General features: G+C 48.1%; 12 protein-coding genes. 2 read left to right on the forward strand and 10 right to left on the reverse strand.

The window, feature by feature from the left end; translation table 11 throughout:
* Positions 1 to 123 precede the first annotated feature (123 nt).
* From FKG94_RS13920 to FKG94_RS13935, 4 genes are all read right to left on the reverse strand, one after another.
* Entirely contained in the window at positions 124 to 360 is a 237-nt protein-coding gene (locus FKG94_RS13920) for a hypothetical protein (RefSeq protein ID WP_142904946.1), read from the reverse strand.
* A 26-nt stretch (positions 361 to 386) separates the two neighbouring features.
* Positions 387 to 611 carry a hypothetical protein gene (locus FKG94_RS13925; RefSeq protein ID WP_142904947.1) on the reverse strand — a complete coding sequence of 75 codons (225 nt, stop codon included), beginning with the start codon at positions 609 to 611 and terminating at the stop codon, positions 387 to 389.
* 59 nt (positions 612 to 670) lie between these two features.
* A complete protein-coding gene (locus tag FKG94_RS13930; protein ID WP_142905068.1) occupies positions 671 to 1,873 on the reverse strand; it encodes a serine hydrolase domain-containing protein in 1,203 nt (400 codons plus the stop codon).
* A 71-nt stretch (positions 1,874 to 1,944) separates the two neighbouring features.
* Positions 1,945 to 2,778: an alpha/beta hydrolase gene (locus FKG94_RS13935; protein WP_218943527.1), complete on the reverse strand. Its 834-nt coding sequence runs from the start codon at positions 2,776 to 2,778 to the stop codon at positions 1,945 to 1,947.
* Positions 2,779 to 2,999: 221 nt separating this feature from the next.
* Here FKG94_RS13935 and FKG94_RS13940 point away from each other — a divergent pair, with 221 nt between their 5' ends.
* Positions 3,000 to 5,162, forward strand: coding sequence for a winged helix-turn-helix domain-containing protein (locus FKG94_RS13940; RefSeq protein ID WP_142904948.1), 2,163 nt, complete (start codon positions 3,000 to 3,002; stop codon positions 5,160 to 5,162).
* Between the two features lie 249 nt (positions 5,163 to 5,411).
* Positions 5,412 to 5,999, forward strand: a complete 588-nt coding sequence (locus tag FKG94_RS13945) for a hypothetical protein (RefSeq protein WP_179957648.1) — start codon at positions 5,412 to 5,414, stop codon at positions 5,997 to 5,999.
* Positions 6,000 to 6,024: 25 nt separating this feature from the next.
* On the opposite strand, the gene FKG94_RS13950 is transcribed toward FKG94_RS13945, so the two are convergent.
* The 6 genes from FKG94_RS13950 to FKG94_RS13975 form a co-directional block, all read right to left on the reverse strand.
* Positions 6,025 to 7,455, reverse strand: a complete 1,431-nt coding sequence (locus tag FKG94_RS13950) for an alpha/beta hydrolase (RefSeq protein WP_142904949.1) — start codon at positions 7,453 to 7,455, stop codon at positions 6,025 to 6,027.
* 183 nt (positions 7,456 to 7,638) lie between these two features.
* Positions 7,639 to 9,876 (reverse strand): TonB-dependent receptor, encoded by a 2,238-nt coding sequence (locus tag FKG94_RS13955; RefSeq protein ID WP_142904950.1) that lies wholly within the window; start codon positions 9,874 to 9,876, stop codon positions 7,639 to 7,641.
* Positions 9,877 to 10,254: 378 nt separating this feature from the next.
* Positions 10,255 to 11,580: an ATP-binding protein gene (locus tag FKG94_RS13960; RefSeq protein ID WP_142904951.1), complete on the reverse strand. Its 1,326-nt coding sequence runs from the start codon at positions 11,578 to 11,580 to the stop codon at positions 10,255 to 10,257.
* Entirely contained in the window at positions 11,580 to 12,242 is a 663-nt protein-coding gene (locus tag FKG94_RS13965) for a response regulator (RefSeq protein ID WP_142904952.1), read from the reverse strand. The genes FKG94_RS13960 and FKG94_RS13965 overlap by 1 nt, the downstream gene beginning before the upstream one ends.
* A 583-nt stretch (positions 12,243 to 12,825) precedes the next feature.
* On the reverse strand, positions 12,826 to 13,080 hold the full coding sequence (locus FKG94_RS13970; RefSeq protein ID WP_142904953.1) for a hypothetical protein: 255 nt from the start codon (positions 13,078 to 13,080) through the stop codon (positions 12,826 to 12,828).
* A 112-nt stretch (positions 13,081 to 13,192) separates the two neighbouring features.
* On the reverse strand, positions 13,193 to 13,651 hold the full coding sequence (locus FKG94_RS13975; RefSeq protein ID WP_142904954.1) for an RT0821/Lpp0805 family surface protein: 459 nt from the start codon (positions 13,649 to 13,651) through the stop codon (positions 13,193 to 13,195).
* Positions 13,652 to 13,677 lie beyond the last annotated feature (26 nt).

Below are 13,677 nucleotides of genomic sequence, written 5' to 3' on the forward strand. Positions count from 1 at the left end.
GCCGGCCAAACGGCTCTAAATTCCTGTCATTCACGCGCCCAAAATTTGCCGCACTCAGGCCCCACCCTTTGCACTGTTGAGGGAAATAAATTTAAAGAAACTAATAACGTCAGAACCAGACAATTAAATATGCAATAAACGACTTAGCCACGGGGGAATAGATTGGGCCTTTTTATGCAACAGCCCATTGCGATACCCTGCAACACGATTAATTGTGGCACTGCTTCCGGTTAACTCTTTAGCAATGGCGTCGGGTTCAACAACAGTAAGAAAGGGATGGTGGCGTCGATAGCCTGAGGTGAAAGTACTTTTCCCGGCACCATTGGGACCAGCTACCAGAAAGAAAAGCGGCTTAGACATACAAGTTCCTTTTGCTTAAGCCGTTATTATCGATTGCCTGTGCGAATGCGATTCTTGGCTTGGGCTGTTTCCCGCCGGGCTCTTTCTGAGTCTTCACGGCCCTGTTTGTTCATCAGTGCAATATTTTCAAGCTGCTCGGCGAAACGGCACATATCCCGCTCGGCCTGGGGGTGAGGTTTACTCGTTGGTCTTCGGACAGCCGTCAGCATCCAGACATGGGCCGCCAAGTGAATGCGTAAAAATCGGACCATCCTAAGTCTCCGAAGCGAATATCAAATATAAAAAAGTGATTTTCACAAATTACACGTTTTTAAGTTGATGAAGCGAAAACCGGTAGCACGCGTTCTTCGATCAGCTCTAAAGTCTTATCGTCTATGCCTCGCGCGCGAGCAGTAATAGCAATAACCAAATTCAGATCTTCGATCGATATCACATACTGACCACCACCGCCCCAGGCAAGCTTTACCACATACTTTTTATCGTCGACCTTCATATCGGTTCGCCAGAAAAAATATCCGTAAGCGAAATTGGAGAAATCGAAATCATCGTCAACGGGCTGCGCGACTTTGCTGGTCGCCTTATCGATAAATTCTTTCGGGATCAATTGCTGGTCATTCCATTTACCCTTGTTGATTACCAAGCTCCCCCACTTGACCATATCGCGCGAAGTCATCATGGCTCCAGACGCCGTTTCGGGCACACCACTGACGCTATTCGTCCAGTGATAAATCTTGATCGCCATTTTGTCGAGCAACTCATTTTTGATAAAATCACCAGCGGAACCGGGAACTACAGCATCCAGAACCAGCATTACAATGCTTGGGTCGGAGGCCTGGTACAAGTAGGTTTGAGAATCAGAAGAAATCGGCTTGCTATGAGTCAAATAAGTTTGAACCAGCTTTTGCCCTCTTAACTGTTCAGGGTTTTTCAATAAAGCTCTGAGCTTACCTCTTTCGATACGAACACCAGAGCGCATACTCATCAAATGATGAAGCGTGATACGGTTCGCACCTTCGACCAATTGCTTTCTATCCAATTCTTTGAAAAATGTGACCACAGGTTTGTCTAAATCCGCCATAGTCAGGTAACCCAACTGTATCGCCCGCCCTACCGCTAAAGCCGTGTAGGCTTTTGTCGCCGACGCTTGATAGTGAGGCAAATTGACACGACCGTGCGAATAGTAGGACTCAAACACGAGCTTATTGTTTTGGGCTATTAGCAGACTGTCATAAGGGTCGTGCTGATTATCGGCAATCTCCAGGGCCAGCTTATTAACAGTATCCTTTTCGGCACCGAGTTCACCGACAGAAATGCCATCTTTTCTATCAGCCGGCGCCGCGTCGATAAAAGCTTTTTCAAGTGGCGATATGGTTTTATCCAGGCTGGGAAAATCACTATTACTATCGAGCCCGTTTATTTCCGGTGCCAGGTTGTCATCTGCTCCGGCGAAATAGCTTATGCTACTGAGTAAGCTGACAGCGATTAGATTCATAATTTTTAAACTTGTAATCATCATCTATCCTAAACTCAATTTTCTAAAATTTAATGTCAAAAGACCGTTTAATATCGCATGAATAATGCCGATTAGGGTTTGAGTCGGTCCGCCAGCCAGTAGATGCTGCGAACCGATGTTTTTGGAAAAGCCGTAGTATGGTCAGCTGATTCAATGACCGCTGACTCCAGGGATAAATTGGCAATTTTACGGCTTTTTAGTTGACTGACGAATATCGCTACCTTGTCGCTCAGCTTCTCTTCTAAGGCGCCGTGAGAAATAAAAACATTCGTCTGCTTTAGCAGGTCTTTTGAGACTTTATGAGAACCGGGTTCAAACAGTGAAGTTAGATAAGGACCAAACCATGGACTACCGATAATGTAATTTTTAAATGTATCCGGTTGGCTAAGCAAGGTATAGGCGCCAAAAAGCCCACCGACCGAGTAGCCGAAATAAGTGCGGTTATCTGGGTTCGCGCGGTAACTGCTTTCGATATACTTGATGACCTCACTTCGGAGAAATGTGAGATACTTATGGGCCTCACCTTTGCTATCTTTGCCCAGCGCCGGCACCAGGTCCCGACCTCTGCTCGACCATTCATGTTTTGCCGCTGCTAAGTTTTTCTGCCAGGTGATACCGACTAAAATGGCGTCTTCGATCACATATTCTACAGTTGCGGAGAGTATTTCAACGTGCCACATGGCGTCGGTAAAATAAATAACCGGGTGCTTTTTGTCGCCACTTTTATCATAGCCCCCGGGTAATTTAATCAACAGCTCATATTCTCTACCGGTGTTGGGATCCTGAATGGGTACTACCTGGATTCGGGGCAATTCCAGGGACTTCTGCTCGCCTGCCTTAAGGGTTGTTAAAGGTAGCAGAAAGAGAAAGACGACTAGTAAACGCTTTTTCATGTCGATGTTCATACCGTTACATATGATCCGAGAAGCGCTCAATATAAATAAACTGGCTTTAAAATACCTGACGTCCATCTGACTTTTAGATGACGTTGTGCTGACGCCATTTAACGCTTAGTTATCAAGTAGTTACAAATTCAGCTTTAGCTGTAATCAGAGTTTATGCTAGTATCGGCTTCAGGTTTTGATCTCACTTTCCAGCATCAAATTTCGTCCAGGTAAGCACATCGATGGCTTTACAGTATTGGGTGGGTGACTTTTTCGTCGACTTGTCCAGGAATCAAGTCACCCGAAACGGGCAATCTCAAACGATTCCCCCAAAAGCCCTCGCCGTTTTAACATATCTGGCGAAACACCAACGAAAAGTCGTGAGCCACGACGAGTTACTCGCCGGAGTCTGGCCCGATACGATAGTCACGCCAAACACGCTGCAGAGAAGTATCGCGCAACTCAGAAAAGCGCTGGGCGGAGATCGAAAATTACAATCATATATTAAAACTCACGCCAAACAGGGTTATAGCCTGGAATGCGATATTGTCTGGCAAGGTGACTCGGACGCCAAAGGTGGATCAGCGCCATATGGAGAGGTCGCCTCTTCTGCTTCCGCTGAACCCCAAGTAAACGAAAAACCTGAGAAACCGGATCATCAGCCCAAGGTTCGTAAACCAAGCAGACATCTAATCATTGCTATTATAGGATTCGCATTTTTGGGTTTTGTTGGGTTCAAATTTAATGCGCCCAAGCAGAGTTCGCAGCTCGTCTTTGACAGGTTACAGTCGATAACCGCGACCGACCATAAAGAATTTAACGCCGCTTACTCGCCCGACGGGCAATACATTCTGTTTCATCGCTATTTAGATAAACTCTGTGTCAATAAAATCTGGGCCAGGAATATACACACCCAAAAAGAAATTCAATTAACCGCGGACTGGGGCACTTACGGACGCCATACATTATCGCCCGACGGCAAGGCACTCGTATTTATTTCAGCGGAGGATTGCACCAAACCAGTAACCCAGAACGTGTGTTACGATCTGGTGAGTTTGGATTTCCAAAAGGCTATAGAGAGCCCACAGTCGCCAACCGTTTTAATGCGCTGTAAAAACTCCGAAATTAGAAATCCCGTATGGTTAAACGACAATAACCTCGCCATTTTGCAAAAGTTGTCCAATCGTTGGCAGTTGATCAATTATTCAATCAGTGATAATACGAGTCACGTCCTTTACGAGTTGGATGATGGAAATTTAGTCGACTTTGATTACTCGAATAGCGAAGGTTTAATCGCCATAACCAGCAATCGCCAGGACGGTCGACTTTATTTGGATCTGCTTAATCATGGCAGGCAAATTTTGTCCAGTCACCCGGTAGATTACCCAGATGAAATACCGGAACACATGAATATTTACCCTAATTTTTCCCCATTAGAAAGGCGGTTAATCTTCAGCACAGGTCGACGACTCTTCTCTCTGTCTTATGACGGCAAAGTCAACAAGATCGACTTACCCCTGGACCAACCTGTCGGCTCGCCAAATTTTCATCCGCACGGGCAAAGGGCGCTCTTGATTAAGGGTCGGTACGATAGTGATATCGCATCGATTCCACTGAGTCAGCCTGAACTAATCAGCGCGCTGGTAGAGGCAGACGTCAGTGAAATCTATCCAAGCACAACGCGGTCGGTTTTGGGAGAGGACAATGGCGTTTTCCAGCCCAATGGCAATTTGATCGGATTTAGCTCTGAACGCTCTGGTGAGGACCAGGTATGGGTAGCCGATGGCCGGGATTTACGGCAACTCACCCAGTTTCAGATGGATACCACTATTTATGGAATGGACTGGGCGGCCGACGGTCAAAGCATTCTGGTAAACGCTAACAAAAAACTCACTCAGGTTTTTCTGGATGGCGGCAAAAGAGACTTTTTATTAGCGCATCCTGTTACCCGGCTATTTCAGTGGGATAGTGAAAATAACAACGCGTTATTATCTATGAAAATTAAAGGGATAACGAAGTTCGCAGAAGTTAATTTAAATCGTTTGGAAGTTACGGTCATCAACGAAAAACAGATTAACTGGGCGCAAAAAAGCGACGACGGTCGACTAATTTACATGGACCGTATGAACCGATTCTGGCAGCCTGGTCCCGCAGAAGATCAACTCATTGAAAAGCTGGTCGTCCAGGGGAGTGAAAAAAGATTTGTTATCAAAGATAATATAATTTACGCAATTAATCGCAACAATCAATTGTGGTCGTATAACCTTAATACTGACGACTTTAATCTAATTAGAGAAATGCATAAGGACGTTGATTATCTAACGGATATTAATCAGACAAATCTGCTTATTACCTATGTTGTTTCAGCAAAAAAAGAAGTGGCAGAACTTTTTTTGCGCGAATAAAACACTTCACACTCCTTGCGCCACACTAAAGGGATGCATTTAATTCACAGTAGTGTCTCCATAGGTTAGTGTTTGCACCCTTCGTTTGCCAAGAAGTGATGCGGCATCCCGACTTTTGCTTTTTTAAGATCTCTCACTCTGCAGTGTCCGGAGCGAACGATCTGCCCTTCTTGCTGCGGTGTGAGTCTGGATCGATATAGGGTATCCTTACCCTACTTTAATCGACATCTGAATATGGGGTTATCATCAATGAAATTACCGTACCTTATTATGCTTTCCTGTTTTTGTTTACCAGCCGCTTTTGCCAACACAACAGTTTCATCAATCCCAACACACGATGCTTTTTTCAGTGCAATCAGCAAACTCTGCGGTAAAGCCTTTTCCGGCACCGTAACGCTGGATAACCATAACGATGATAGCTTTGCCGATAAAAAACTCATTATGCACGTTAGACGATGTGACCAAAAACAGCTGCAAGTCCCTTTTCATGTTGGAGATGATGCCTCGCGCACCTGGCTAATTACTAAAACGGGATCGGGCTTGTCACTTAAACACGATCACAGACGCAAAGATGGCACAGAAGATACCCTCACTCTGTATGGCGGCCATACCATTGATGCTGGTTGGGCGCAAGTACAGTCTTTCCCCGCCGATCAATATTCAAAAGAACTGTTTGTGGAAAATGCTATTCCACAATCCAACGGCAACACATGGCAAATGTATATCTACCCGGAGCAGTTTACTTACAGGCTGATACGGCAGGGCCGCGAATTTAGGGTGGATTTTGATCTAACCAATCCCGTTAAGCCACCACCGGCACCGTGGGGGTATAACTAAGCACTTAACCAAACACGCGGATGTTTTAGTCTAGTAACCCCGGGACATCGGTAAGCAGCCTCAGATGATAGGACAGCCACTCCATAATCATTGGAATTTCAGCCCTGGAAACACAGTGCCCCTCATAATTGTCATAGATCATCAGCTTACCCTGGACTGAAGCATCCGTAACCAACTGACTCTCCCCGTGTGGCACCAATGGATCTGCATGGGTATTAATAGTCAGAATGGGTGTATTAGTCACATTTTTTTTCCCGAGCAGGCCCTGCTCGACAAGGGAGATCGGCAAGCTTTTGGAAAGCAGGTTTAACAGATCGCCCGGTGTGGCACGGACACGGTCAATATAGGTTTCGCCCTGGAAATCCTGCAATAATGCTTGCAAACTTGGCGTTAGCATTGATCGATTAAACTCATCAATCTCTCTTTTTGATAATCGCCTGTTATTATACGCCTCTATCATATCGTGGAGTTCATATTGCGGCGGAATACCACCAGCCAGCTTGAGAGCATAAAGGGTATGCATAGGGCCACAGCTATTGACCACGGCAGCAACATCGCCACGATGTTTACCCAACGCTAACCTCACTGTGGTAAGACCTGCCAGGCTTTCTGACCACACGCCAATACGTTTGTTGTCAAAACGCTTGTCGCCAAGCACTCGTTTGAGAACAGCAACATGATGCTTGTCGTAATTCACATCGACGACACCATCGTTACCGGTACCGGGAGAATCATAGGCTATCATCGCCGTGCCGGTAGCGTTGATTGTTTCTGAAAGAGGATAAAATTCGGTACTCAATACATCCATGCCTCCCGTTTTTAAAATAACCGGCATAGTTTTGGAGTGATGCCTGGTTGGAAAATGCACAAAGGCCTTAAAACTCGCACCATCCACCTCTAAATGCCACACTTCCATGGGAACCGCAAAATACCGGCCGGCCAGGCTATACATTTCAAATGCCTTTGCCAGCGCTGCTCTGGCATATTTGTCTCTCAAATGAGGGTAGCTGGCTTGTGTGTAATAGGTCGACGCTTGCAGAAACGACTTTCGAGCTGCAACGATATTGCCTTTACGCTCGTATTCAAGTCCGGCTTTATAGGCTTCGTTGCCAATATTACTCCATTCGTAAACCCAATGACCCGGGCCATACTCAATAATGGTGTCGAATTTATCGCCATATCGCCGCTTCCCCGTGGCATTTTCAATCTTTTCCAGCGCACCTTTAACTACATCCCAATCAGCACCCTCCCATTCCCACATGCCTTTGCGCACCGAACGCCACCAGTTATCACCGTAGGCCTCAGGCGCAGCTTCCGCAGAGGTTGCCGGTGAAGTCGCTGCCGACTGAACCGCAATGACCTCACTGGCACTACCGAATGACAATATCGTTGCCAAAATACCGATCAGCGCCTTCAAACGGTTTAATGAAAATCTCGACTTGGTTAATAACTTCATTCACAGTCTCCCTATTGGCATAGTCTGAAATTTCTTTTGACGTACTGGCAATACCCGTTTGCAAAGAGCAGAGCAACGCCGACAAATAACCGGCGTACTCTCTATGGACAGGATAAGCATGAAATAATGGACTGCAGGCTTTCAAGTGCGTAATTCCCTAAACCTACAGCTAGTTTCTCCGGGTTACATACCCAGAAAATAGGTAAACGTCAATCCGGATGTCCTGGGCGCCGCTGCGTATCTGACAAGAGAATTCTCTGGCGACGAATCGCCTCGGCTGCTTCCGTTGGACAGCCAGTACTTCGAATCCGCTACGTTTCGAACCCAGGCTTCAATCTCCCAGCGTCCACTGTCTGGCTGGTAGTTAACACTAATATTGGCAACATCCCAGTCTTCTAAATTGGCAATAGGCTTCAGACCCTGAGCACCCGGTACACTCGACGTTTCACCCTCCCAGGAATAATCGGCATGTACCCCAAACCGACCGCCTGAAACAGGCATCACGTAATCCGCTGAAACACTGTACTTCCACTCCGGAACACCGTTAACCCGCCGGCCTTCGTTATCGGGATTACTTTCAAACTCCGTATATTCAGAGTCGATATAGCCCGCACTGACACCCAGTGTCAGGTTTTTAATAAGCAAGGCAACAATCTCAAGCTCCGCGCCTCGAATATCAGCAGTTGCATTAAAGACCATGGGAGCTCCGCCCGACGTTACAATGGTAGTTTGCAGGTTTTCATAGTCCATATCGAAGATAGAAAAGTTTAGCTGCAGGCGAGACGCAAGGGTGGTTTTAATACCAACTTCAGTATTGGCAACATCCTCCGGCTCAAAAGCTGTGCGCGCAAGTGCCGCTGACGCGCTGGTGCCGTTAAAGCCGCCACTCTTAAAACCTTCGCTATACTGGGCAAACAACAAGGTTTCATCGTTTAGATCATACTCAAAGCCAAACTTAAGCGTTACATCATCCCATCTTTCAGTCGCCTGTATATCGTAAAGCTCCTCGATGACCGGGGTGTCTCCCGGTTCAAAAAACGCCAGGCTGTTAGACAAACCCAAGGTTTTTTCTTCTTCTGTCCAGCGCAAACCTGATGTTACTCGAGCAGCATCGGTCAAACTGACTGTCACCTGACCAAAAGCAGCGTAGGCTTCAGTCTCGATTTCCTGGTCCCACCCCAACGAATGGCGCATGTCAACAGCCCCACCCGTCAGCAGGGCGGCAACATCATCACCATAGAACCTTACGTCGCGTGCGCCGTCTTCAATAAAATAGTAAAGGCCGGCCGTCCACTCCAGCTTTCCGCCCAACGACAGACCACCTTCCGGCGTTGAAGAGAAACGAACCTCGAAACTCCCCCATTCTGAATCTTCCTGGTGGCTTTCATTAAACAAACTTATTGGCGCCTGATCACGATCGGCATCCAGATCCAACTCCGAACCCCGATAGCCAAAAATATAAGCGGCGTCAAAGTCGTCGTGTATTACATCCGCACGCAACATCAACCCCCAGTTCTCCACTTGTTCTTTGCCATCATTGTCAATATTGGATTCGTAGAACCGCGTTGCGGGCTCACCCGAACCATCCAGCACACCGAACATTGCCAGGAGTTCATGTGTTTGAGTCATGTAGCCCCCTTCGGGACCGACATTCATCATGGTGGGGTCACCATCCTGAACTTCGGCATCGGCGGTAAAGCTGATCTCAATAGCCTTATTGACCGAGTATCTCAAGCCCACCCGCCCGGCACGCACATGCTCACCGTTGCCTTTCTGCCCGCTCTTGACATTTTTCATATAGCCGTCGGCATCTTCCGATACGAATGAAAATTTACCCGAAAGCTTGTCATCAACCAGCGGACCGGAAATATAGGCTTTAACATTGTGAATGTTGCGGTCTCCAAGTTCAGCAGAAACTTTTCCCTCGAAATAATCGCTTGGCTTTTTGGTAATAAAATTAATGGAGCCGCCGGCGGTATTTCGCCCGTAAAGAGTCCCCTGGGGTCCGCGCAAAACCTCAATACGCTCAAGATCAAACAGCGCGCCACCAGAAGCTGCCATACGGGGCAGGTAAATATCATCAATAAAAACCCCGACGCCTGACTCTACACTAATATCATCGTTGGTCTCCCCAACGCCACGAATATTGAATGCCGTATTGCCTTTAGACTGACTCTTGATAGTCAGCCCCGGGATAAAGTTTTGCAGATCGTTAACATCTTTAATACCCAGCCTCTCTGCGGCATCTCCAGTGATGGCTGATACTGATGCAGGAATATCCTGAATATTTTCGCTGCGCCGCTCAGCAGTGACAACAACCTCCTCCAACGCCAGTTCTTCACCGTCACTGTAGGCCCCTTGTGTCATTACTGACAACAACGCCATACACAAACCATTTTTTTTATATGTCGAAATGCTCATTGCATCTGCCCTCAGGATGATTATATTTTTGTTTATCACCTATCAAAGACCAAGAGAGATATCGCCAGGAGTGGAAACCAAGCCTGTACTATATAGATCGAAACTGAAGTCAACCTTAGGTCCAGGCTCGCAAATATAACGAAATAGAATAACGAGCAACCCTCGCTAGATGATTCTAACGAGGAAAACGAGTTTCAACCCTTTTGCGAGTAAGAGCGCTATTAAAATCGGTGGCTTTAATCGATAGCCGCCAGGGAGCGAAGAATAAAATCGATGCAAGGCGGTAGCATCGGAAACGAACAAGTTTGCAATACACAAGACAATAGCGATTCACTTATGCACTTTGGCGGGTCATCTTAAGCTGCCAGCAAGCACTTTTCAGAAAATAATGCGCACTTCAAACCCTTCAGAGGATTTCAGGTTTGTGAGCGTAACAGTCGCCTTATGGAGATCAGCAATACGTTTCACAATCGACATACCCAAGCCAGAGCCCGCAACTTGCGTTTTCGGCCCGCGAAAAAATGGGTCGTAAATGCTCTCGCGGACCTCATCTGAAATCCCTGGCCCGGAATCGGCGACAACCAGTGCAACCCCATCATCGCAATCCGCCACCTGAACTGATACACGCCCGCCGCTAGGTGTGTACTTAATAGCGTTATCCACAAGGTTCCTCACCAATACACTGAGTAACCCGTCTTGACCAACGATGAAGTGATGTCCATCATCACCTATGCTGAGATCAATATTCCGATCCAAGGCGCAGTCAGCCATCTCGGACAAGACATCTATAACAATGTGCTGCAGGTTGGTCCTGTGAAACCGGCTTTCAACCGCATTGGGGTTGACTCGTGACAGGTCAAGCAACTGAGTAACCAGATGTGCCGCGGATTTCACCCTGACCAATATCCTGTCAAGCATCTCAACAGTTTCCTCACTCCTGGCCCCGCGCCTCGCTACCTGAACCTCGGTCTTCAGGGCTGCCAACGGTGTCCTTAATTCGTGTGCGGCATTGTCGGTAAAACGCCGTTCGCTGGTCAGCGCCGAATCCAGCCTCACCAGCAAGTCGTTCAGGGCAACTATTAATGGCTTGATTTCCAGCGGTACTGTGTCTGTCGCGATTAAATCCAGCTTATCATGGGCTCGACTTTGTATTTCCTGTGTAACATTTTTAAACAGCGCCGTACCGGACCTCACAGAGACATAGATACATAAGAAAACAACAGGTAGCGCGACAAAAATCGGCCAAATAATTTCAAAGACAAAGGTGTAAAGCGGCTCATGCAGCTCTGACAAGCGCTGCCCGTTTATAACCCAGGTGTCATAGTCACTATCATATTCATAGAGCGCCCGCCATTGCTCACCATCGATAACGACATCCTTGAAGCCAGTGCCGGCAGGAAAAGGAAAACTTGGAGCCCCCCTGCTTTGTATCACCAATATCCCATGTCTGTAGATCTGCATCGGTGTCGGATTAACCAACTCATGGGTAATATCGTCAGGCCCACCAAATCTTGTATACTGAAGAACATCGATAATTTCTCGGCTTAATATCCGTACCTGACCGGAAGTCTCCTTCAAACGAGCATCAAACTGTTGAATAACAAAATGCCTGCTAACGACAATGGCGCTCACCAACAGAACCAGCCAGACTAGAAACAGCGAGACCGTCAAATAGACATATAAGCGCTGACGAATCGAATTCACTACGACCTATTCTCCAGGCGATAGCCGATATTGCGCAGCATTTTTATTTTATCTTTGCCAAACTTTTTCCTGAGGGCGGAGATATAGACTTCCACCGTATTACTACCCACCTCTTCGTCCCAACTATAAATCGACTCGACAATTTTTGTCTTGGAAACAAATCTTCCGGAGTTCTCCATTAGCAGTTGCAAAATCATAAACTCTTTCTGGGGAAGTTCAATGGAAACCCCATCCTTCATAACCTGATGACTGGCAGGATCAAGAGAAATATCTGCAAAGGTCAATACTGAGGCCGCGCGATCACCCAGTCTGCGCTCCAGAGATCGCAATCGGGCAAATAGCTCTTCAATATCAAAGGGTTTAATAATGTAGTCATCGGCTCCGCGGTCAAGGCCTTTTACTCGGTCACTGATAGCATCACGAGCTGTAACAACTAAAATTGGTGTTTTGTTACCCGTCCCCCTGAGCTCTTCCAGCAAGTCCAACCCAAAAGCATCCGGAAGGACCAGATCTAATAAAATGGCTTTATACTCGGTGACGAAAAGCGTGGCCCTGGCCTCCTTTGCTGACTTCACCCAGTCCACGGCATACCCCTCCTGCCTCAGCCCCTTCATCACGGACTCACCCAGGAGGTTATCATCTTCGATTAGCAGTAAGCGCATTTATCTATATCCAGGCAACAGTTTTCGGTACATTTTCCAACGTTTAAGCGTAAATTACTGAGATTTTCTCATAGCCATGCACAATTTTCGAATCCCGGCCGGCCCACTATTCTTAGGTGCCAATGACAAATGACATACAACGCGAGGTTTATGGATGGCAGCACGGCTTTGTTCGAGGGTTGCAAGGAAGCAGCGGATTTCGATTTTGTCTCAGAATATCAGGCGGCCCAGCCAGCCCGAACCCTGTTAGGCACCGCGCTCGTTGACCGTGCTGGCGCCACGGAGAATGATGGCAACGGCCCGACTTTCGTATACGGGCGTGAAAGCACCCACAATTGCTTCCTCCCCACGCCTTGGCTTTGGGGCACCAAGCGATTTGCAATTTTGGCAGCAATGGCGATTAACTACGCGAGTGACGCTGGAGACCGGACCAGTTACTTGATCAGAGGCGGACGCGATGGCTACGCCCAGAGCATAACATACGTGCGCTGGACGGCCGTCTCCGTCCCGCAGTCCACCCGCCCTTGGGCTACCGGCTATTGATATCGTACTACTGAGTGGGTCGAGGCGTCGCCACCTCTGTTCAGGCGGTATGCCGGCGCCGTATAGCCTCGTCAAGGCGTTCGATAGCCTGCTCGACCTTGCTGAGTTCTTCGGCGGTAACACGGGAAATCTCCGTTAGGACTTCAGAGTTTTCCAACTGCAGCGCCTGTTCTTCGAGGTCGGCTTCCAGCCCCCGGCCGTAGTCCTTTTTGATCGCGTTCAGGCGCTCCAGCAATTCGTCGCGCCGGCCGACGAGTTGTGTTTTTCTGGTACTTAACTCGGTTTCGCTGGGCATAGGGTTTGTCTCGAGATGTTTTAGCGGATTGTAGTGGTCTGCAGCGGTTAATTGCAAAGTGCCGTCATACCGGGCCACCACCCGTATCGGGGGCGTTTGCGGTTAGACACGCCTAGTTGACAATTTTCCAGCTCCCATCGGGTTGGCGACAGGCGGTACCGTAGAGCTGCTCATTTTCCCCGCCGATAACCGCCTCAAGACTATACTCACGGCAGGGCCCCCCACTCTGCTCGTAAGTTCGCGTGGGCGTTACCGTATACTGGCTTTGGGTATCGGGATTGCGCCAGGTACTCGGCACACCGGTTCTTACCGTCTCCAGCGAATGGCCGACCTTGAGGCGGTCGGTATCATCCATCGAGCGGCCGATAGCACCGCCGATGGAGGTGCCGATCAGGGTGCCGACTATGGTAGCCGCCGTCTGGCCGCGACCTTCGCCCACTCCCTGGCCGATCAGTCCACCCATAATACCGCCGATAATCATACCGGCCTGCTCGTTCGGGCCCTGGTTGGTGGCACACCCGGCTGCTAACAAGCAACAGCAAACCAGCGCCGGTATACATTTGCGCTTCATGCTAACCCCCTGGAAAGTGAACTAAT

Source organism: Exilibacterium tricleocarpae (assembly GCF_007004655.1).
GTDB lineage: Bacteria > Pseudomonadota > Gammaproteobacteria > Pseudomonadales > Cellvibrionaceae > Exilibacterium > Exilibacterium tricleocarpae.